20 protein-coding genes and 1 pseudogene are annotated in these 20,463 nt (G+C 40.6%); 8 read left to right on the top strand and 13 right to left on the bottom strand.

Features of this window, described 5'->3' with window-relative positions; all coding sequences use genetic code 11:
* Positions 1-55: 55 nt before the first annotated feature.
* The 7 genes from JF50_RS14445 to JF50_RS14475 all read right to left on the bottom strand — a co-directional run bounded on the left by JF50_RS14445 (position 56) and on the right by JF50_RS14475 (position 6,406).
* Positions 56-883 carry a DUF2628 domain-containing protein gene (locus JF50_RS14445; RefSeq protein ID WP_152614545.1) on the bottom strand — a complete coding sequence of 276 codons (828 nt, stop codon included), beginning with the start codon at positions 881-883 and terminating at the stop codon, positions 56-58.
* Between the two features lie 67 nt (positions 884-950).
* Positions 951-2,822, bottom strand: a complete 1,872-nt coding sequence (locus JF50_RS14450; protein ID WP_152614546.1) for a DUF885 domain-containing protein — start codon at positions 2,820-2,822, stop codon at positions 951-953.
* Between the two features lie 181 nt (positions 2,823-3,003).
* On the bottom strand, positions 3,004-3,630 hold the full coding sequence (locus JF50_RS14455; RefSeq protein WP_039610117.1) for a LysE family translocator: 627 nt from the start codon (positions 3,628-3,630) through the stop codon (positions 3,004-3,006).
* A gap of 99 nt (positions 3,631-3,729) precedes the next feature.
* Positions 3,730-4,110 carry an MmcQ/YjbR family DNA-binding protein gene (locus JF50_RS14460; RefSeq protein ID WP_039610118.1) on the bottom strand — a complete coding sequence of 127 codons (381 nt, stop codon included), beginning with the start codon at positions 4,108-4,110 and terminating at the stop codon, positions 3,730-3,732.
* A 3-nt stretch (positions 4,111-4,113) separates the two neighbouring features.
* Positions 4,114-4,407, bottom strand: a complete 294-nt coding sequence (locus JF50_RS14465) for a DUF3574 domain-containing protein (protein WP_039610119.1) — start codon at positions 4,405-4,407, stop codon at positions 4,114-4,116.
* A 265-nt stretch (positions 4,408-4,672) separates the two neighbouring features.
* Positions 4,673-5,176 carry a peptide deformylase gene (gene def, locus JF50_RS14470; RefSeq protein WP_039610120.1) on the bottom strand — a complete coding sequence of 168 codons (504 nt, stop codon included), beginning with the start codon at positions 5,174-5,176 and terminating at the stop codon, positions 4,673-4,675.
* A 213-nt stretch (positions 5,177-5,389) separates the two neighbouring features.
* Complete coding sequence (locus JF50_RS14475; RefSeq protein ID WP_235423433.1) at positions 5,390-6,406, bottom strand: D-cysteine desulfhydrase family protein; 1,017 nt, start codon at positions 6,404-6,406, stop codon at positions 5,390-5,392.
* 273 nt (positions 6,407-6,679) lie between these two features.
* On the opposite strand from JF50_RS14475, the gene JF50_RS14480 reads away from it, so the two are divergent.
* Together JF50_RS14480 and JF50_RS14485 are read left to right on the top strand one after the other, a co-directional pair.
* The gene (locus JF50_RS14480; protein ID WP_039610121.1) at positions 6,680-7,396 is read left to right on the top strand and encodes a hypothetical protein; all 717 of its coding nucleotides are present in this window, start codon (positions 6,680-6,682) and stop codon (positions 7,394-7,396) included.
* A 562-nt stretch (positions 7,397-7,958) separates the two neighbouring features.
* Entirely contained in the window at positions 7,959-8,774 is an 816-nt protein-coding gene (locus tag JF50_RS14485; protein WP_039610122.1) for an alpha/beta hydrolase, read from the top strand.
* Positions 8,775-8,846: 72 nt separating this feature from the next.
* Here the strand turns inward: JF50_RS14485 and JF50_RS14490 are convergent, their stop codons facing one another.
* Positions 8,847-9,248 (bottom strand): GFA family protein, encoded by a 402-nt coding sequence (locus JF50_RS14490; protein ID WP_039610123.1) that lies wholly within the window; start codon positions 9,246-9,248, stop codon positions 8,847-8,849.
* 144 nt (positions 9,249-9,392) lie between these two features.
* Between JF50_RS14490 and JF50_RS14495 the strand changes: the two genes are divergently transcribed.
* On the top strand, positions 9,393-11,885 hold the full coding sequence (locus JF50_RS14495) for a cation:proton antiporter (RefSeq protein WP_039610124.1): 2,493 nt from the start codon (positions 9,393-9,395) through the stop codon (positions 11,883-11,885).
* A 5-nt stretch (positions 11,886-11,890) separates the two neighbouring features.
* Here the strand turns inward: JF50_RS14495 and JF50_RS14500 are convergent, their stop codons facing one another.
* The gene (locus tag JF50_RS14500; RefSeq protein WP_327077597.1) at positions 11,891-12,343 is read right to left on the bottom strand and encodes a DUF523 domain-containing protein; all 453 of its coding nucleotides are present in this window, start codon (positions 12,341-12,343) and stop codon (positions 11,891-11,893) included.
* A 305-nt stretch (positions 12,344-12,648) separates the two neighbouring features.
* On the opposite strand from JF50_RS14500, the gene JF50_RS27565 reads away from it, so the two are divergent.
* The 5 genes and pseudogenes from JF50_RS27565 to JF50_RS26765 all read left to right on the top strand — a co-directional run.
* On the top strand, positions 12,649-12,795 hold the full coding sequence (locus JF50_RS27565; RefSeq protein WP_235423434.1) for a hypothetical protein: 147 nt from the start codon (positions 12,649-12,651) through the stop codon (positions 12,793-12,795).
* A 207-nt stretch (positions 12,796-13,002) separates the two neighbouring features.
* On the top strand, positions 13,003-13,359 hold the full coding sequence (locus JF50_RS27570; RefSeq protein ID WP_235423435.1) for an alpha-amylase family glycosyl hydrolase: 357 nt from the start codon (positions 13,003-13,005) through the stop codon (positions 13,357-13,359).
* 397 nt (positions 13,360-13,756) lie between these two features.
* Complete coding sequence (locus JF50_RS27575; protein ID WP_235423436.1) at positions 13,757-14,488, top strand: alpha amylase C-terminal domain-containing protein; 732 nt, start codon at positions 13,757-13,759, stop codon at positions 14,486-14,488.
* Positions 14,489-14,495: 7 nt separating this feature from the next.
* Positions 14,496-14,681, top strand: a complete 186-nt coding sequence (locus tag JF50_RS27580) for a hypothetical protein (RefSeq protein WP_235423437.1) — start codon at positions 14,496-14,498, stop codon at positions 14,679-14,681.
* Positions 14,682-14,810: 129 nt separating this feature from the next.
* Positions 14,811-16,222 (top strand): annotated as a pseudogene (locus JF50_RS26765) (alpha-amylase); the annotation flags it as partial.
* A gap of 975 nt (positions 16,223-17,197) precedes the next feature.
* Here the strand turns inward: JF50_RS26765 and JF50_RS14520 are convergent.
* The 4 genes from JF50_RS14520 to JF50_RS14535 form a co-directional block, all read right to left on the bottom strand.
* Positions 17,198-17,461 (bottom strand): hypothetical protein, encoded by a 264-nt coding sequence (locus JF50_RS14520; protein WP_039608890.1) that lies wholly within the window; start codon positions 17,459-17,461, stop codon positions 17,198-17,200.
* 126 nt (positions 17,462-17,587) lie between these two features.
* Entirely contained in the window at positions 17,588-18,250 is a 663-nt protein-coding gene (locus tag JF50_RS14525) for a hypothetical protein (RefSeq protein ID WP_039608891.1), read from the bottom strand.
* Positions 18,251-18,469: 219 nt separating this feature from the next.
* Complete coding sequence (locus JF50_RS27195) at positions 18,470-18,622, bottom strand: hypothetical protein (protein WP_160290454.1); 153 nt, start codon at positions 18,620-18,622, stop codon at positions 18,470-18,472.
* An 84-nt stretch (positions 18,623-18,706) separates the two neighbouring features.
* The gene (locus tag JF50_RS14535; RefSeq protein ID WP_039608892.1) at positions 18,707-19,531 is read right to left on the bottom strand and encodes an alpha/beta hydrolase family protein; all 825 of its coding nucleotides are present in this window, start codon (positions 19,529-19,531) and stop codon (positions 18,707-18,709) included.
* Positions 19,532-20,463: the final 932 nt, after the last annotated feature.

Consider the following 20,463-nt stretch of genomic DNA (forward strand, 5'->3'; position numbering starts at 1 on the left):
AGGAAGTTTAACAAAAATTAGGGGCGAATTAGCCCCTTTTTAGAAATGATGGTTATCACGCAGTTGTTAAAGAAACAGCCACCATTAAAAAGACAAATGAGGCGACTAAGTAAGAAATTATCCCTACTGGCTGCTTAAGAAATTCCGGTACTTGAGGCCATATCTTTTCCTCAGCGGTTATGTGTTTATAGTAGTCATAACACGCAATTTGAGCACAGATGACATTGGGAACAACCCAAAAAATAACAGATGGAAAAGTGAAGCCCAATAGGCCTTCAACGATAGATAGTAAACCATTGAAAACCCATATACTGGCAAACATAAAGCCAGCTTTCATCCACATTTTTTTGAATAAATAATACAATGGTCCAAAGAATAAAACGAAAAAGTTCAGTGACACACTGATTCTATCTGAGTTCGATAACCCCTTAAATTCAGGTGTTTTCATAATAGAAAACATGGATTGTGAGTCAGCACCGAGCTTTTTTAGTAATTTGAATCGCTTAAGCCACTTTTCTGACAATTGATATTGCTCAAACTCCGATGATGATTCTGGCGCTGCCGTGGTCGATTCCGGATTCGTTGATTCTGTATTTGTAGTTTCACTCATAATTTTCATCCCTATAAAATTTTGCTCTGAAATATTGTATTGCCAGCAGGCATGAGAAACTCGCGGATCAAAGCTAAGTAATACACGCAATTCCTTTTGCTTGTTATAAATCTGACAGTGACGACTTCGGTCCTGTTGAAGTGAGTACGCTTTTACGAGCATACTTCCTTTGTATAAAACCAACACCAACTGTACACAATTTAACCATGATTTTATTAATAAATTACGATACTTATGAGAACTTGTAGGAATACGATATTTTAAAGTATTCATTATTCCAAAAAAAATGCACACGCAACAAAAAGCGTATGCATTTTTTATACTCAAGAACTCGTCTTAATTATGAACTTTTTTGCTCATCAATCCATGTATTTACACGTCTTTCTAAAATAGAAAGCGGCATTGCTCCACCGCCTAACACCGTGTCATGGAAGCCTCTAATATCGAATTTATTTCCTAACTGGCGTTTAGCATGTTCTCTGAGCTCTAAAATTTTAATCATACCGATTTTGTATGATGTCGCTTGCCCAGGCATAATCATGTATCTACGGATCTCTGAGCGTGCCGCAGTTTCATTTATTGGCACATTGCTCATAAAGTAAGATACAGATTTCTCTTCAGACCAGCCTTCAGCATGAATTCCCGTATCAACAACTAGTCTTACTGCGCGCCACATTTCATTCGACAAACGACCGAAGTCACTATATGGGTCTTTGTAAAAGCCCATTTCTTTAGCGAGCAGTTCAGAATACAATCCCCACCCTTCAGAATAGGCTGTAAAATGTGCTTTCGTTCTAAACTCTGGGATCCCCTCTAACTCTTGTGCGATAGAAAGCTGCATATGGTGGCCTGGGTTACCTTCATGATATGCAATCGACTCCATCGTATTTTTAGGCATGGATGTCATGTCAATCAAGTGGGCATAATAAACGCCTGGACGAGAACCATCTTTAGTGCCTGGCATATAGTGTTGTGCAGCACCAGGACGTTCTCTGAATGACTCGACTCGCTTAACTACCAGTTTTGACTTAGGTAAGATCCCGAAATAGTCAGGTAGCTTCTTGTTAAGCTCGTCTAAATATGCAACTGAGTCGTCAATGTAACCTTGCCTACCTTCATCATTATTTTCATAAAAGAACTGCGGATCACTTCGGAAAAATTCAAAGAACTCTTGCATAGAGCCTTCAAATCCAACTTGCTCGATGATTTTTTCCATTTCAGCTTTAATACGCGCTACTTCATCAAGGCCAATCTTATGAATTTCATCCGCCGTTAAATTAGTCGAAGTTTGATCTGCAAGTCTGTAATTATAAAAAGCTTTACCATTTGGTAAATCGCCCACACCATAGCCATCTTGTTGCTTTAAGTTGGCCATATCTTGCTCAAACCAATCTATCAATGAGGTATAACTCGATTTGAATGCACCTCGCAACGCAGCTTTGGTTTGCGCAAGTAACGCGTCCCCTTCTGCTTGACTAATCTTTTTATCGTCAATCAATTTTTGCACTTTAGCTTTAGCATCTGCCCATAAAGGCGCATCCTTTTCGCTGTCAATAAACGGCGCACCATCAATGATGTTTTTAGATTGAGCGATAACACCTTCATACGAGAATTTAGGTGGTCTGATGCCTTTTTCAGCTCTAGATTGCGCTTGACCTAGAAGCTCAACAATCGTTTCGGCTCCTCTCACTAGACGAGTATTGTAAGCCTGCATGTCAGCCAGAGTATCTACTTTGTGGTAGTTAATCATGAACTGCGCAAAAAATGACTGTATGCCAAACATGTGATTAAACACATAAGTATTTTCAAAAAACTTTGCCTGCTGCTTCTGCTTCTCGTAGTCGTACAACCACAAATCGTAAGAAATTTTTGCCTCAGCATCTAGCTTGGTGTAATCAAATTGCGATCTTAATTCAGCCACAGTGCCAGCGAGCCACGCCAGCTTGCGTCTCTCAGCCTGCTCTGACACTTCATCGATTTGGTCATATTTATCTTTTCGCCCATAAATCGTCATCGTGATTGGGCTCATTTGCAATTCTTGCTCGTATTTTTCAGCAAACCAAGCGTTCAGCCTTTGGGTTTCTTTTTCTACTGCACTTTGGCTTTCGGTTTGTACTGTTGTGGTTGCTGAGTTAACCTGCGTGCCCGCTTTATTTGCTTGACACCCAGCTAAAACGGCCACGACAGACATTGCAATAATGGATTTGTACACTGTAGCTCTCTCCTGTGACTTTTTTAGCTACATTAAATAAAAACTGCATTCAATCCAACACATTACATACGTTTAAATGTAACTAAAAATGAATATGGTTACAAAGTTCCCCTCCTATCGTTATTGTAAAATATTCAGTTAAATTAACCGTACTTTTCTGCATGGAAGCTGATCGTCAGTACTATCGCTGTTTCATTAACGCCACGGCGAGACCAGAACCAATAAAAGTTGCGCCAGCAGAGATATTTAAACCCTGTAACACTTTTGGTCTATTCATTAAGCAGTTTTTCAATTGAGAAGAAAATACCCCCATTAATGTAAAGCCGATGGTGGTCAGTAAAGCGAACCAAAACCCGTAAACCAACATCTGCATTGATACACTACCCAAATTTGGGTTGATAAACTGCGGTATGAATGCCAATACGAATATGCCAGGTTTAGGATTCAGAGCAGCTGAAAGAAAGCCTGTGGTAAATATTGATTTCAAAGATTTTGCTGCGATGGGTTCAATCGTAATTAAATTGCGATTGCGTAGCACTTTTATCCCTAACCAAATTAAATAACTTGCACCAATTATTTTCACAATAAAAAAAGCAACCATTGATGTTTGAATTAAAATGGTGAGTCCTGCGGTTGCCGCGATAACATGGAACAATATTCCGACTCCGGAAGCACTTGCTGAAACACACGCTGCCAAACGGCCTTGGCTCTCGCCTCGAGCTATCGCTAAAATATTATCTGGACCGGGTGAAATCACGAGTAAAAGGCATGCAGCGGTATAAGCAACAAACACATCGATTGGAAACATAGTCCTTTCCTTATTTTACATAAATAAAATAAGAAGACTTATACAGCAAAAAGTTCAAATAAAAGTAAAAGCTAATTGGTTAATTATTGAAAGCATCAATTACAAATGCAGTAAAATGGCTTGTCGATCGCTTTTTTTCATTTTGTTTACAACCAGCAGATACGAATTATCAATCATACGTTCAATTTCACCTTTAGGAATTGAGCCATCCAAAATTACAGTATTCCAATGCTGTTTATTCATATGATATCCAGGAATAACTGAATCGAAGATATCTCTTAGCGCCTGAGCTTCATGAGGATCACATTTAAGATTTAGCCACCAATACCCTGTGTGCGATTGCCGCATTTTTTCTGGTGCAAGCGTTGCAAACATTTTATCTTTCACTTTGTATACATCTACACCTTCTCCAAATGGCTGGCTTACGCTGCTCAATGGTTTAGATAACAAATACTCATGAACGGCATCTTTTTTTTGCATCAGTCATTCCTTCCCAACAAAACTAATTTGAGCGACATTAAGGCGTGCTATTAACACCGAATCTTGATTAAACAGCCTGCTATATTCTTTGGCTAAACGGTTTGCAGACTCAATATCAGCTTTGGAAACGTTATAGATTGTCACGACTTTTGCAGGTTCTTTTTCTCCTTTGTAATAACCCACCGCATCGACCACACTGAACCCAGTAAAAGCATTGGCCAATTGGTTCGACTCAAATTTTTGCCACTGCTGAGGTGTAATCAATCCCCCTGTAGGGATCGATAATCCGAAATACATTTTAATTCCATCACTTTTCGATGCAACACTCGACGAGGATGCAACCATACTGTTGTTTGTCTCTGACACACTTGTGCTGGCGCATCCTAAGAGTGTTAAAGCTACTAAACATATTGCCGTATTGAGAAATCGCATCGGTTGGTCCTTCGTTCGTTTTGCAAATAACAGTGTGGTTAAGAATAAACCATACAAGATGTATTCGAAGCACTCAAGGCTATAAAGGGATCAAAGCAGCATTGTCATACTGCTTATCAAAAGAATAGGATTAAGCGTGAAGCTTTAAGTACTTCTTAACCTTTTTCATTGCCATTTTTTGTTTTAAAGGTGAGAGATAATCAATGAATAAATTACCGTGGAGATGATCAATTTCGTGTTGCATCACAATTGCCAAAAATTCATCATTTTCTATTTCAATTGGGTTGCCCTGCCTGTCTTGCGCTATGACTTTGACTGAGGTGAAACGTTCAACTTCAGCAAAATAATCAGGCACAGATAGACAGCCTTCTTGTCCCTTTTCTTTGTTTTTACCTTCAGACACTTCAGGGTTAATCAAAATAATGGGTTCATTTCTTTCGTCTGAAATATCAATCACAACAACCGCCTCGTCTCTGCCAACTTGTGTTGCGGCAAGCCCAATGCCATTGCTCGTTGCGTACATCGTTTCTAGCATATCATCTACAAGTGACTGTACTGCATCAAAGTCTGTGACTTTCTTGGCTATCGTTTTTAAACGAGGATCAGGGGCTGTTAAAATCTCAAGAACTGCCATGGTTTACTTCCGTTCCATAATTCATTTTGAAAATTGAAATGACGTAATGTCATAATGCTTAAAGCGGGTTTATTAGCACAACGTTTTATGTGCTATTTTGCTGGTGGATCAAGCCAGCGTAGGCAAATTTATCGTACTCAAAATATAATTGCAATTTAAGCGTCTTTGCCTTCATATCAAGCGGGTCTGGGCAATGTATTGCTTATTGTACGACTAAACGAGCATGGCTGAATAGGCAAATAAGGATGGAGTCCCTCCAGTATGCCAAAATAACACCTGTTTATCCCTTGGTAAATTGCCGCTTTTAATCTTATCGACCATGGCGGCAAAAGCCCTCCCCGTATAAACTGGGTCTAATAAAATGCCCTCAGTTGTCGCAAGTAGCTGAATAGCTTCTCGCTCTTGCGCTGACAACACACCATAGCCCTCGCCTAAATAATGATTATCTAAAACCACCTCTTGCGCTGTATATGCCAAGTCTAAATTTAAAAATGAGGCAGTTGCATTAGCCAGCTCTAAGACTTCTTGTTTAAATGTTTTACCCGCTAACTCAGCTTTGTCAATCTGGATTCCTGTCAGAGAATGGTTTTGATTTAAAATAGATTTTGCAATCATCAAACCAGCATGAGTTCCCCCTGAACTGGAAGCAAAAAACACCTGACTTAAATTCTCCATATCAATTTGTTTACTAAGCTCCAAGCCAGCTTCTATGAAGCCACATGCCCCCAAGTCATTCGATCCCCCATAGGGGATAACATACGGCGTATGGCCAGCTAGCTTTAACCCCTCAACGACATTTGGAATATCTTCGCCTTTTCGATTTTCTTTAGTAAAATGAATGTGTGCACCGAACAAAGAGTCTAAAAGCAAATTCCCTCTAGCTTCGTTGGGCTTATCTCCGCCTAATAGCAAGTGGCAATGTAGGCCGAGTTTGGCCGCGGCCCCCGCGGTTTGCCGACAGTGATTAGACTGCTGCGCACCAGCCGTAACGACGCAATCACATCCTTTAGCGACAGCATCACCTAAAATGTATTCAAGTTTGCGAGTTTTATTACCGCCAAGGGCAAGCCCAGTTAAATCATCACGCTTCATTAGTATGTCGGGGCCACCTAAAATACGAGTAAGATTTTCTAATTTAATCACTGGTGTTGGCAGATAGCCAAGTTTGGCTTTTGGTAATTGCTGCAAGATTGAGTATTGTTGCATGATGAAGTCAGCTTTACAGATCATTAAGACACTCTTTTTAACACGGTGTATAATTAGTATGCAACATTTTCAAATAGGTGTTTATTCTACAGCCATAACTATTATTTATATTAATGATGCAACTTAACTAAATAGTGACTTATATAAACAATGTATAATGGATTACCCTAAAAAGAGCCTAAAACGCGTTTTGGTGAATAGTAGATATTTGTACATATAATAAATTTATAACTAAAGACCCTAGCTCAACTGTCGATACGTAAACCAATGACAAGTCTTCTGTATAAGGATTATGTAATGAAGATAACGAACCAGACCAACTTTCAACCACCATCCCCCAGTAACGCACCAAACAAGAATCCTTCATCTATGGATGCTAAACCCATTACTGATGAAGTCAGTACACTAGCAGCGGCACACATTCAAAATACATCACATGACGACCAACATATAATCAATGACCCAAATGTTGGTGAAATGACGCTTGAATCCCATACCTATGACCCTGAACGACTCAACAAAGTCTCCCAGACGTTGTATTTTGGTGGTGTAGCAGACCTATTTAGAGGTATGCAAACACACTACCAATCATTTATGAGCGAGTTAAAAAACACAGATCCAAAACTCGCCGAGTCTACAAGTTGGGGGTTTTCGATTGATGAAAAAGGGGAATTTGTCGTCAATGGCACCATCAGTGACGAAAATAAAAACTATTTAGAAGAAAAGCTAAATGCAAATGAAGATCTACTTAAATTGGCAAAGCAAGTTCCTGCCCTGTTCATGCAAGGTTTAGCGTACGACAGAGGCGCTGATGGCAAAGGTCAAGCTTGGGGTAGATTTGATATCAATGCAGAAAACTTTAAGGACATCATCGATTTTAAAGAAGTGTTTGATGAATCTTACAGTTCAATGGGAGACATTAGCTTTTTCAAAGGCAACTTTGATGTTTTAAAATACGCGCAAAATGTGGGTGATCAGCTGCATAATAAAGCTGAAGCCAAATTTGGTTATTAACTTGATATAAAACCGTTAGACCTCGCTAATAAAAAAGAAGCCTCATTTTGAGGCTTCTTGAATTGTTTTATTTAATGTCAAAGTAAAAAAGTTTGAAGTTCTTGATGTATTATTTTTCAAGAGTCGATTCGGCTACTGGGCTGACTAGTAGATCAGTATGAATGAAAATCACGTTTTTGATTTTCACTCTATCCACAAAATAATGGAAGATTCACTATGAACACACCCGATTTCATATAAAAAAAGATTTTTCAAAGGATACTATGAGGGTAAATTCAAATTATAAGGGCTAATTTTAATAAAGGCTTTAGATTTAAATACACAAGTTGCCTTGTTTATGTCATTGATTCCCGTCTAATAACCGATGAGATTCTCATTCATATAAATTAATGTATCAAACACCCTGATTTCACATTTACATTTAAAAAAGCAGCTAAACAATTGCACAGCAGTTACGTCCTTAAAATAACTTAAACAAGGAGTAAACTTATGAAGCAGTTCGCTTTCCTATTGATGTGTATCTGTAGTTTTTTAACCAATGCCTCTTATCTTGACTATAAATATGAACATCTACCCACTGAACATACTATTTCGTCTTCAATACTCGGTGAAGAGCGTACTGTGTGGGGTAATTTTACCTGAAGGCTACGATGCGCCAGAAAATAGCGACAAGCAATACCCTGTTATTTACACCACTGACGGCGAGAACTTGCAATATTTAACGGGTCACAATATGTGGTTTTTACAACGCTCAAACATGCTACCAGAGGCAATTTTGGTCGCTATCAATACTCGTCATCACAGAGCGCGCGATTTAACCCCAACAGAGCCTAAAAATAGTCCAATCCCCGTCGCAACCGGACAAAGCCACCAACTAAAAGCGTTTATCAAAACTGAAGTGATCCCGTTTATTGATAGCACTTACCGCACTGATGACTTTAGAGTGCTGTCTGGTCATTCACTTGGCGGGTTATTCACAATCACTAGCCTATTATCAGAGCATATGCAGCCTTTATTTAAAGGCTATGTCGCCATTGACCCTTCACTGTGGTGGGACGATGGCATTGTTGCAAAGTGGGTTGAAGCAGCAGAAGACACATTTGATGAAAAAGCCTTCTCTGTGTATATCATTGCTGCACATGAAGAAAATATTCCTCCTGAGCATCAAGCGCTTTACTTGCAGCACATCACCGCAATCGATGACGCCGCAAAAAGTCTCATTGACACAGGTGCGACCACAATTCGATACGACATTACCCATGACGAAAACCATCGTTCGGTATTGCATGTCGGTGTATTTAGAGGATTAAGAGAAGTTTTTAAATGCTATCCAAACGTTTGCCCTAAAGCAGACGAAGATGAGTCAGAACAGGACTAAGCAAGACCTGATAAAACACATTATAACTGCCATATAATGAGGTGCCCCTTTGCACCTCTTTTTCAAAGCAGACTAACCAATAAACCCATCGTGCTGCTGACCTTCATCACCAATTTCCTCCCAAGAAGCTTTTGAGCTCACCCACATGTGGTGAACCACCTTGGCACCCGCTAAATCATCATTGGCGATTAACCCAACTGGCACGTACATACGCTGCTCATCGTTTTTGCCAGGCAGGTTTGACCCACACTGTGTACAAAAACTACAAACCCAGTCGTGGTTGGGTTTGTGCCAAGAATTGATTTTGTCGGTGCCTATCAGCCAAGTAAAGTGTTGGTTATTCACCACAGCAACCGACACACCATTTCCGCCACTTGCTTTTCGGCAAATTGAGCAATGGCAAACATAGATATCCGTTATTGGTAAACTGATTTCAAACTGCACTGCGTTACAATTGCAACTACCTTTGACCATATTCAACCTAATTACATCACACACTATCTGTTTCTATTGTATGAACATTTTTGAAATTTAAACAGCCTCTATCCCGCTTAATCTTAGCGAACCTGACATTCCTTTTCTAAACTTAGAGCATTCAACCTGCATAGGCACAGTACTATGGCATTTAGCACAGGGCTGTTGATCCTGCTGTTTGTGATCTTCGCACTCTTTATTGGCGCATTTGTGCGCCATATTTTAAAAGGCACACAAGTCCCCTACACGGTTGCGCTCTTATTGTTAGGCATCGCAATCGGGTTGCTGCAAAGGGGAGATTTATTTAATGCATATGCCCCAGAGTTTGGCCAAAGTTTATCTTTGGTTGCCGAAATAGACTCTCACCTATTCTTATATCTGTTTTTGCCGACGCTCATTTTTGAAAGCGCATTTGCCATGGAAGTGCATTTATTCCGCCGCATGTTTACACAAATCGCGATTTTAGCTGTCCCTGGTTTAATGCTGGCGATTTGGTTAACTGCAGAGCTCATATTTGCCATTGTACCCGATGGCTGGGGCTGGAGCTGGGCCATTTGCCTGATGTTTGGTGCTTTGATCAGTGCCACAGATCCGGTCGCTGTCGTCGCGCTTTTAAAAGAAGTCAGCTCTCGAAAGCGCCTTGAAACCCTCATTGAAGGCGAGTCACTACTCAATGACGGTACCGCAATCGTATTCTTTTCACTCTTTTTTGCGTGGGTTACCGCAACTTACAGTGGTGATATCAACGCTGGACTTTCATCGCCTTTACATGTCACTGGCGAGTTTTTGCAAGTTGTCTTGGTGGGTCTGGCAATAGGCTTAGCCGTGGGTGGCCTATGTATTATGTGGATTGAGCATGTATTTAACGACCCAATGATCGAGATCTCTTTAACCATTGCGGCAGCTTACTCAGTTTTTTTTATTGCGGAGAATTTTCACGTATCAGGAGTTGTTGCGGTTGTCACGTTAGCCATAATGTTTGCGAGTATCGGTCGAACGCGGATCAGCCCTGAAGTCGCTGGATTTTTACATCATTTTTGGGAAATGATGGCCCATATGGCCAACACACTCATCTTTTTACTGGTTGGCATATTGGTCGCTATCCGTGTACCACTGAATGATATGCAAGCATGGAAAATGCTGGCATTACTTTACGCTGGTATTTTAATCATTCGGGCACTCTCTATCACCGTGTGTATGCCGGCCCTAACTAGATTAGGTATTGGTATTAATTTTCCAAAAGCCGCGGTGCTGTGCTGGGGTGGACTGCGCGGTGCGGTGTCATTAGCCTTGGCACTGGCCGTAGTCGCCAGTGATGTAATACCAAAAGAAATTGGTGATCGGGTGCTGTTTTTATGTGCAGGCATCGTGGTCTTAACCATTTTGGTTAATGGCTCCACGATGGGCTGGTTACTTAAAATACTCGGCTTAAGCTCATTACCTCCGGCAAAGCAAGCGACCGTAGACAAAGCCCAAGGCACTATCAGTAATGAGCTACACGAGATGCTGCCGGTGATGATGACCAACCCATTCTTGCAAGGCGCAGACTGGGAAACCGTGAAGCAAAAGTCGCAGCTACAAGTGCTCAATGAGACTGAATCAAATAATAAAATAACCACAGACGAGCTCAACACGGCATACAAAAGACGACTGCTCGAGACTGAACGCAAACATTATTGGACGCAATTTGAACAAGGGATGTTGAGCAAACAAGCTACTAGCAAGTTAGTCGAAGCAGTTGAATCTGCCCTTGACGGTGAGCCCCAAATTAGCCCAAGAACCTCCATTTATACGGTATGGCAAACCCCAAAATGGCTGCAACCACTTAGACAGTATTCATGGTTAAACAAGCTCTTATTGACCTTTTACTTTAAGAAGCTTGCCTTGGGTTACGACATTGCTCGGGGCTTTATGCACGCACAAGAGGCACTGCAAAGTCATGTCCAAACGTTAGCACCTAGCCAGTCTGCAGCTGATTTAGTGTTGAAAGATGTCAAAGATAACAAAACACGTACACTAGAGCGCATGAATGAACTACACGAAAGTTTTCCAGAAATTATTCAATCCTTACAGACACAAGCTGCCACTAGGTTATTACTCAATCGCGAACGTGCAGTCATCAACGCACAACTTAAGCAAGCTGTGTTAGATAAACCCGAAGCACAAAGGTTATTAGCATGCGTTGAAGACAAGATGGCCAATCTTCAAAATGAGTCAATCTTCAAAACGACCAAGCAACAGCAATTTACCAATGATATTCCTTGGGCTAAGAACTTACCGCTCACCACACGTGAAAAACTGTCCGCTTTTGTAGAACATCAGGTTTATGAAGCGCAGCAAGTAATTTGCAACGAAAATCAGCCGATGTCGAAAATTGGCGTTATTGTAAGAGGAAGCGTTAAAGAGCAATGGAACGTATCATCAGGTAATGACGTAAATCACACTTGTACAAATAAAGGGCCGGGCGAATCAATTGCTCTTACAGCATTGCTAAGCGGTGCATGCGCAACCGACATTACCAGTGACACACCCTGTGATATTATGTGGCTACCTTGTGATAAGCTTAAGCAATTAATGCAAAATGATAGCCAATTAACCCAAGTAGTTTGCAAGTTAATGCAAGAATATACTAACTAATTGTTTTAGATATCCGTTTCGCTATTACGTTTTAGCTGCTCAATTAACTGCATAACAGAGTGTTGGCTATAGACTTTGATGCCTTTGGATCTGAGCAGTTGTGCAGTGACGCCAGCACCGTTTACTTTCTTACCAGAAAAAGTGCCATCATATATTTTTTCACTTCCGCAAGATGGGCTACCCTCTGCCAAAACCGCGAATTTTATTTGTTGTTGCAAACAAATTTGCAGCGCTTGATACGCACCATCTAAAAAAGCATCGGTCACATCGACTCCATCATCTCCGACAACACGCGCTTGTTGGTGGATGACATCACGCCCTTCGCCTCCGATAATTTCCGCAGGCGCTCTAGGTATCGGTAAACCAGCAGAGACTTCTGGACAAAAACCAACAAGCTTAACGTTTAAATCTAACCAACGCTTATCTGACTCATCCAGCCGATAAGTTACTTCCGTTATACCTCACTTTAATTACCCATTAAACAGGCGCTTACAAAGACCTTTTGCATCCATACTCCAGATTAAATACTGCACTAACTTCTATTTACCCATAAAAAGTACACCGAGTTCATTATAGTAGAGTAATTATTTAACACTAAAGAAATATTTATTCTTTTAATAGATAATAAACAACTTAAACCACCTAATTCATAGCATTATAAAACAACAACATGCAACTTTGATCCTATTTTGCATACGTATTCAATGGAATGTTCCTCAAAGCACCTTATATTGTAAAACTCATGTAAATGAGAGGCACAATAATGAAAAATATAATACTACCAATCGTCGCAAGTGTTTCGGTACTTGCATCAAACTGCACCTATGCTACGCCTAGTAACACGGGTGCACCCACGACATTTGTTCACCTGTTTGAGTGGTCTTGGCCTGATGTCGCCAAAGAATTGTGAAACCTTTTTAGGGCCACAAGGCTATGCGGCAGTTCAGGTTTCACCGCCGAGTGAACATATCACCGGGAGTCAATGGTGGACAAGATATCAAACCTGTTAGCTATCAACTTGTCAGTCGCGGCGGAGATAGAGCTGCGTTCATCGACATGGTTTCTCGATGTAAAGCTGTAGGGGGTCGATATTTATGTTGATGCGGTGATAAATCATATGGCACACGGAAGCGGTACCCGGGTCGCAGGCAGTCAGTTTGGTAACAAACAATACCCCCATCTTACAGCTCAAATAACTTCCATCAAACCTGTGCAATTAACCCTGAAGATTACGGCAATAACCCGTGGCGCGCTGCAGCATTGTGAATTAGTGGGATTGCACGACTTGGACACCGATGCACCTTATGTGCAGTCGCAGCTTGCAAATTACTTAAATGACTTGCTCGATATTGGCGTAGCGGGTTTTCGTTTGGATGCAAGCAAGCATATGCCTGCAAACGACATCGGCGATATTCCCGGTAAACTCAATAAGCAATCTGTGGTGTTTCAAGAGGTCATAGATCAAGGGGGGTGAAGCAGTTCAAGCGTCTGAATACTTTCAAAATGGCTTAGTCACTGAGTTCAAATACAGCATTTAAACTCCAGCGAAACATTTAAAACAGGCCAGCTTGCTTGGCTTAAATCTTTGGTGAGCAACTGGGGGCTTTATGCCAAGCTATAAAGCCGTTGTATTTTCTGATAACCCATGACAATCAACGCGGGCATGGCGGTGCAGGCTCTATTGTCACCTTCCACGACGGTAAACTATATGAACTGGGCCAATGTGTTCATGCTTACCTACCCCTATGGCTATCCAAAAGTAATGTCTAAGCTGATGAATTTAATGGCAATACCCGATGCCCGCGCGGTCCAAACGGTACCCGTTCATCAAAGGTAATAATCTAAATTGCAACGCGCACAGCAATGGCAATGTGAGCACAGAAAGCCCTTTATTGCAGGCGCAATGCGCTTTAGAAATCATACCCAATGATGACTGGTCAGTACAAAATTGGTGGGACAATAGCAATAACCAAATTGCTTTTTCGCGCGGTAATTTAGGGTTTGTGGCCATCAATAGAGAATCGAACAATATGAATGTGAGGTTGGCAACCGGTCTTCCTGCGGGCACATATTGTGACGAGCTTTCTGGCGGTAAAACTTCGGGATATTGCAATGGCAGAGCAATTACGGTTGATGGCGATGGGACTGCTCAAATATCACTATCCTCTATGGATGCAATCGCGATCCATCACCAAAGTATGACTACAGATACCCCTAATGACGGCGACGAAGATTGGCAAAGAACGGTTGTATTTATAAAGGCACAAACACAAAGCGGCCAAGATATGTTTGTACGCGGCGGCTTGGACCACAATGCAGCGTCACAACGAGGATTGCAATGCGACCAAAACCCCATACTTTGCCAAATTCCAATTAGACATCTAAACCTCAGAAATCAAACCACTGCACCATGGAAATCAGGAGATACCTACCTAGACTGGCAGGCAACTGAGCCTGATCAATCAATTCATGCCCAAGGGACTGCTTTAGATTGGACAACCAATATTTGGCCTGCAAATTGGGGCGAAAAGAAAACCTACGATCTTCATGGATTTGGTGAGTCGGGTTTAAACCAATGGGGGACCACACTACTGGAAACTTGATGTAGAAATGGATTGCAATCAAACTCACCAAGGCTGGTTTGAGCTAAAAGCATTTGTCAAAAATGGTCAAGGATGGGAAAGTGATATTCTTCAAGCAAACCGACCTTATGCTAGCAATAACCACTTCGCGCAGTGTGGCAAACTAAACGTATTTGAGTTTGGTAAAAACACACACCTCATACAGGCTCTCTAGTGTTAAGATAACACCTTAAAATTTGTGTATGGCAACCGTTTTTGGTTGCCATTTTGCATACGTATTCAATACGATTATTCCCATAAGACCGATATATTGTCTTTCTCCAAAGAAATGAGAAATATAAGAATGAAAAATAACCGACTCCCTACTCTAGCTGGACTTGCACTCATTGCATCTTCCAACGTGAATGCATCAGGGCATACCCCTACCACATTTGTACATTTGTTTGAGTGGTCTTGGCCCGATATTGCCACTGAATGCGAGACATTTTTAGGACCTCAAGGTTATAAAGCGGTTCAAGTGTCACCGCCTAATGAACATATCGCAGGCGATCAGTGGTGGACAAGATATCAGCCCGTCACTTATGAAATAAACAGTCGCAGTGGCGACAAAGCGCAATTTGTCGATATGATTAAGCGATGCAAAGCGCAAGGCGTGGACATCTATGTCGATGCAGTGATTAATCACATGGCCCACGGTAGCGGTAAAAAGTATTACTGGCAAGTCGTATGGCAATAAGCACTACCCCATTTACTCTCCTAAAGATTTCCACAAACCCTGTACTATCAATGGCACTGACTACGTAAATAACGCGTGGCGCGTGCAAAACTGTGAACTGGTTGGCCTACATGATTTAAATACTGACTCTATCGGTGTTCAGGCAAAAATCGCCAGTTACCTAAACAAACTTACAGGCTTAGGCGTGGCAGGATTCAGACTTGATGCCAGTAAACATATGCCCACTGAGGATATCGCCGCAATTTTAAAACAGCTCAATGACTCACCGCTTATTTTTCAAGAAGTCATAGATCAAGGGGGAGAAGCAATCTCATCAGTGCCGTATCTCAGCAACGGTATGGTCACAGAGTTCAAATACAGCGTCAAACTGAGCCATGTTTTTAAACAAGGGGAACTGGCTTCACTGAAAACCTTTGTTAAGGACTGGGGTTTAATACCCAGTGAAAAAGCCATTATATTCACAGACAACCACGATAACCAGCGCGGTCACGGTGGTGCTGGCGACATCGTCACGTTTAAAGATAAAACACTGTATGACCTTGCTAACGTATTTATGTTGGCCTATCCGTATGGTTATCCAAAAGTGATGTCCAGTTATGAATTTAATGGCGATACTGATGCTGGCGGACCAAAAGTGCCTGTTCACCAATCTGGTAAACTCAACTGCCAAGACACCTTGTGGCAATGTGAACATAGAAAACCCATGATCGCCGGCGCAATGCGTTTTAGAAGTTACACGGCCGACCAATCCAACCATTTCAAATTGGTGGGACAATGGTAAAAACCAAATTGCGTTTTCACGCGGAGATCTTGGGTTTGTCGCGATTAATCGCGAAGATAAAATGATGTATGCCACGTTTCAAACCGGTTTACTACCCGGCACATATTGTGATGAGTTGAGCATGGATACCAATCAAGGGCCGTGTATAGGGAAATCTATCACTGTAAAGCAAGACGGTACTGCTTTAATACAACTAAAACCGATGGATGCAATCGCCATACATCACCTTGCAAGATTGAAGTAGTATGGCCTTGGTGCAAAGCGCTATCGTACGAAAGGTTAATGACACAGCACGAAGCGCTGACATTCTTTTCGCGCAAGGTGATTAACGTGCAAAATGTAACGACTGCGAGCGAAGCGAGTACGTTCAATTTGCGCAAGGTGAATATCGTGTGAAAGGCTAATGATACAGCGCGAAGCGCTGACATTCTTTTCGCGCAAGGTGAAGTGAGCAATTTAACCAAAGGTAGTCGTTACGCCCCTATTAAACCAAAGCAGATTCTCTCTATGTCATTCCGGACTTGCTCCGGAAACCATAGAATAGTCAAAGAAAAATTGATCCTGAATCAAGTTCAGGATGACGGATTTGGAGATTGGTGTATTACCAATAAGAAATCAACATCATGACACCGCAATTAATTTTGAGCATGTTCTCTCTACGTCATTCCGGACTTGCTCCGGAAACCATAGAATAGTCACAGAAAAAATAGATCCTGAATCAAGTTCAGGATGACGGATTTGGAGATTGGTGTATTACCGATAAGAAATCAACATCATGACACCGCAATTAATTTTGAACATGTTCTCTCTATGTCATTCCGGACTTGCTCCGGAAACCATAGAATAGTCACAGAAAAAATGAAAACTGTGAAGCGGAGCGAAACCGAGCTAAGCTTTAGCATTCCCGCTTTAATAACATGTTATATGTACTAAATACCCACAAATATTAGAAATAAAAAAGTCAGTGTTAGAGTAAAGTTCAAGTACAGTGCGCACTTAATATTTGTTTGTTTAACAAAACGCCAAATTTTAGGGTTATATAGAAAGTTGGTTGCTTTTTTTTGGTGCTCCCATTTTGAGCTAAAGGCAACACCACCATATAACTTCGTTGCCAATTTAGGGCTTAGTCTTCTGAAGCTAGATAATATATAAAATTGCAATAAAACAGAACTGAAACCGATAATTATTGGTGAATATTCGAACATAAAGAACATCAAACCTTAGAGTGTATATAACGCCTTAATAAACGGCGAAAAATAGCAGGATAAACTAAGCGAAGAATGAGCGAAAGCCTGCTGTTTTGCGTCCAAAAGCAAAAGTGAACCACGAACAAACGAAAACTAAAACGGACATTTCCAATGTACTCGCCTTGTTCAATCGCTTTTTCACAAGCATAAATCAAATTTCTTAAACCAGATTCATCACCAACAATATGGTGATCTATTTGAAAATCACTTCCATCTTTTAATTGAGGCATAGTCTTTCCTAATCAGCAGACCAAAATTCTTAGTACATAACGTCGTTGCAACCAGCTAATAATAGTTGGTGATAATTTGTGAGGCACGAACAAAGCCAACTGTTTTTGTACGACTTGAATGACTTGTTATGCACCCATTTCTACTAGGTACTTACCTTTTATTTCTTTCACTTTAAGACTTTGGTTTATCTCTTGCATCTTTGCTAGTTGGGCGCGATTCATGAAATTATTTTTGAATATATCCCGGTAGCCACCATTTTCATAATCATCCAACCATGCCAAATGCTCATATGAAACTTTAACAGACAACCCTCCCAGAATTCCCTTTTTAATCTTTGTTTCCGTGCTAATGTTATACCCAGCTTCGATTTCTAGTTCATATGCATAGCTAATGACACAACTACATATCAAATCACGAATTACCTTTTCAAAAGTTAAATCGTAATCCTTCGGGTTATACCAAATAATTAATTCACTATACGCATGTTCATTGTAAACTGCATTAAATAAGAGTTCGAATCCTACAACATTTTCAGTAACACCACTTAAAGCATAATATTTATCGTGCCCATGTTTTTCGAGTTTATTTCTAAGAGCTTGAATGCCACAAGATGAGCCTTTTCTTATCCCATAAGGACCGCCGATATCAAAATCCAATGGTATTTGTAAATTATTCTCGAAAAATAACAGAATGAAGTCCATCAACTTAGGTCTATCTATTTTATTCTGGTCATCGTCAATAATATAGAATTTATAAACTTTGAATTTTTCACTTTTCTTGAAAAACACAGCTTAACTCCCATAAGGTGCATAACGCCCCGCTAACCCCAGACAAATACGGATATTGCCTTGAAATAAAATGAGCGAAGCGAATCACAAGGCAGCTGGAGTTTTGAGCTTCTGTTCAAGCGGTTTGTTATGTGTTTATTTCTAATTCTTTAAAGTAGGTTTCGAAAAGCAGGTCTGCCTCTCATCTAGTGATAAATAATTTAAAACATGTCCTAATTATTAGACTGTATTCCACGCTAAATGATGTGTTGTATCAATTGTGAATTTAACCCACCAACTTTCTTTCTCTTCAGAGCCATGCACTATCACACCTGTGACAGAGGGTACTTTTTCTAAGAACTCAATTAATTTTGAAAATGCTCGACTATCCATAATTCACATAACGCCCCAAGCAGTGTTGACTAGTATTGGCGGGCTTTTTGCCCGCGAAGTGGGAAAGAAAAAATCGTGACAATGTTACAAATCCGGCTGACTTGGCTTGTTATAGCCACTCACCACGTCCACTACCGAATTTAAAACGGTCTGGTTCAAAAACAATCTGTGATCGCCATCAATTACATGGTAATCAACTTTTTTACCTGCTTTTTTAAGTGCAATAAAATACTCATTGCTCAGATATGGCCTCGTTACCTTATCATCTTTACCAACGAATAATGTAATACCGATATCATTAGCCACATTGTCAATCATCTCAATTGGTGAAATAGTAACTAGACTCTTTTTAAAACCTTCATAATGAGAACTTTTATACATATCCGCTCTCCATTGAGGGATGTTGCATGGGCAGGATACAATAAATGCATGGTTAATAAGTCTAGGGTATAGAGCAATTAACTTAGCTGTTATGGCAGAACCTCCGGAGTGACCAGCAAGGATCACTTTTTCTGAATTGTGGTATTCCTTCAGTTTTTGAATCGCTTTTGCTATTTGATGGATTCTTGATTCATCATAATTATCCCCAACCGTTTCACCTCGAATGCCATCAGAAGTACGTTTTAAATGATCAGTATATCCAGGGCGAAGCATACCCACGCTTACAGTATTTATAGAATGCAGAGCTATTTGATTTGCAAATTCATATTGATAAGACGGGTTATTAAACGGTGAGTCACCATGCAGTGCAACTACGAGTACTGGTGTTTTTGTGATTTCGCCACTTTTGTAAGTTTTTATTTTAGTACAAACACCCTGAACATTTACGTCATTCAAAGAACTATTACATTGAGCCTCAACCGTATTTACGAAAAAAAGACTAATTGATAAAAATAATAAAAATTTCAATGATACTTCCTGATATCTATTGTGGTAATAACAATCTAATATCGACCGAATAGGTCGTTTTTCTACCAAGCCATGGGGCATTGTTATCATTGCACCCAGTTTTATCACAATAACTAACCTGTTGCTACAGTTATATTTTTCAATCATTATAGACATTAAGGAAAGGATAAAAGCGACCCAAAGGGTCGTTTTCTTGACTATGGTAGGAACACAGCAAGACTTTATATAAACACAGCTATCGTTTAGCGCTAACTTAATGACAACTCGTTCAGCATTTTTAAATCACATCGTCGAGTTTATGTTGACTAAGCAATATTAACACAGAACCGCTGATACATAACTTAAGTAGATTTCTCCCTATATTCACTGTCATGGTAAGCGCCACCCAGTTTCAATGCTTGGTAGCAACGTGCAAAATGTAGCGACTGCGAGCGAAGCGAGTACGTTCAATTTGCGCAAGGTGAATATCGTGTGAAAGGTTAATGACACAGCGCGAAGCGCTGGCATTCTTTTCACGCAAGGTGAAATGAACCATTCTAACCAAAGGTAGTCGTTACGCCCCTATTAAACCAAAGCAGATTCTCTCTATGTCACTCCGGACTTGCTCCGGAAACCATAGAATAGTCACAGAAAAAATAGATCCTGAATCAAGTTCAGGATGACGGATTTGGAGATTGGTGTATTACCGATAAGAAATCGACATCATGACACCGCAATTAATTTTGAGCACGTTCTCTCTACGTCATTCCGGACTTGCTCCGGAACCCATAAATTAGTCACTGAAAAAATGGATCCTGAATCTTGTTCAGGACGACGGATTCGGGGAGTGGTGCATAACTGATAGTAAATCAACACCATAACACCTCTATTTATCCAATGCAGATTCTCTCTACGTCATTCCGGACTTGCTCCGGAAACCATAGAATAGTCAC

The sequence above is a fragment of the Pseudoalteromonas luteoviolacea genome (assembly GCF_000814765.1).
GTDB lineage: Bacteria > Pseudomonadota > Gammaproteobacteria > Enterobacterales > Alteromonadaceae > Pseudoalteromonas > Pseudoalteromonas luteoviolacea_H.

Coding starts and splice junctions, on each gene's coding strand:
- JF50_RS14455 (WP_039610117.1), bottom strand. CDS start 3,630: ATGTTTCCAATCGATGTGTTTGTTGCTTATACCGCTGCATGCCTTTTA.
- JF50_RS14485 (WP_039610122.1), top strand. CDS start 7,959: ATGAACATCTACCCACTGAACATACTATTTCGTCTTCAATACTCGGTG.
- def (WP_039610120.1), bottom strand. CDS start 5,176: ATGGCAGTTCTTGAGATTTTAACAGCCCCTGATCCTCGTTTAAAAACG.
- JF50_RS14475 (WP_235423433.1), bottom strand. CDS start 6,406: ATGATCTGTAAAGCTGACTTCATCATGCAACAATACTCAATCTTGCAG.
- JF50_RS14520 (WP_039608890.1), bottom strand. CDS start 17,461: ATGCCTCAATTAAAAGATGGAAGTGATTTTCAAATAGATCACCATATT.
- JF50_RS14480 (WP_039610121.1), top strand. CDS start 6,680: ATGAAGATAACGAACCAGACCAACTTTCAACCACCATCCCCCAGTAAC.
- JF50_RS27565 (WP_235423434.1), top strand. CDS start 12,649: ATGAAAAATATAATACTACCAATCGTCGCAAGTGTTTCGGTACTTGCA.
- JF50_RS14495 (WP_039610124.1), top strand. CDS start 9,393: ATGGCATTTAGCACAGGGCTGTTGATCCTGCTGTTTGTGATCTTCGCA.
- JF50_RS14460 (WP_039610118.1), bottom strand. CDS start 4,110: ATGCAAAAAAAAGATGCCGTTCATGAGTATTTGTTATCTAAACCATTG.
- JF50_RS27195 (WP_160290454.1), bottom strand. CDS start 18,622: ATGGATAGTCGAGCATTTTCAAAATTAATTGAGTTCTTAGAAAAAGTA.
- JF50_RS14465 (WP_039610119.1), bottom strand. CDS start 4,407: ATGTATTTCGGATTATCGATCCCTACAGGGGGATTGATTACACCTCAG.
- JF50_RS27570 (WP_235423435.1), top strand. CDS start 13,003: ATGGCACACGGAAGCGGTACCCGGGTCGCAGGCAGTCAGTTTGGTAAC.
- JF50_RS14490 (WP_039610123.1), bottom strand. CDS start 9,248: ATGGTCAAAGGTAGTTGCAATTGTAACGCAGTGCAGTTTGAAATCAGT.
- JF50_RS14445 (WP_152614545.1), bottom strand. CDS start 883: ATGAATACTTTAAAATATCGTATTCCTACAAGTTCTCATAAGTATCGT.
- JF50_RS27580 (WP_235423437.1), top strand. CDS start 14,496: ATGGATTGCAATCAAACTCACCAAGGCTGGTTTGAGCTAAAAGCATTT.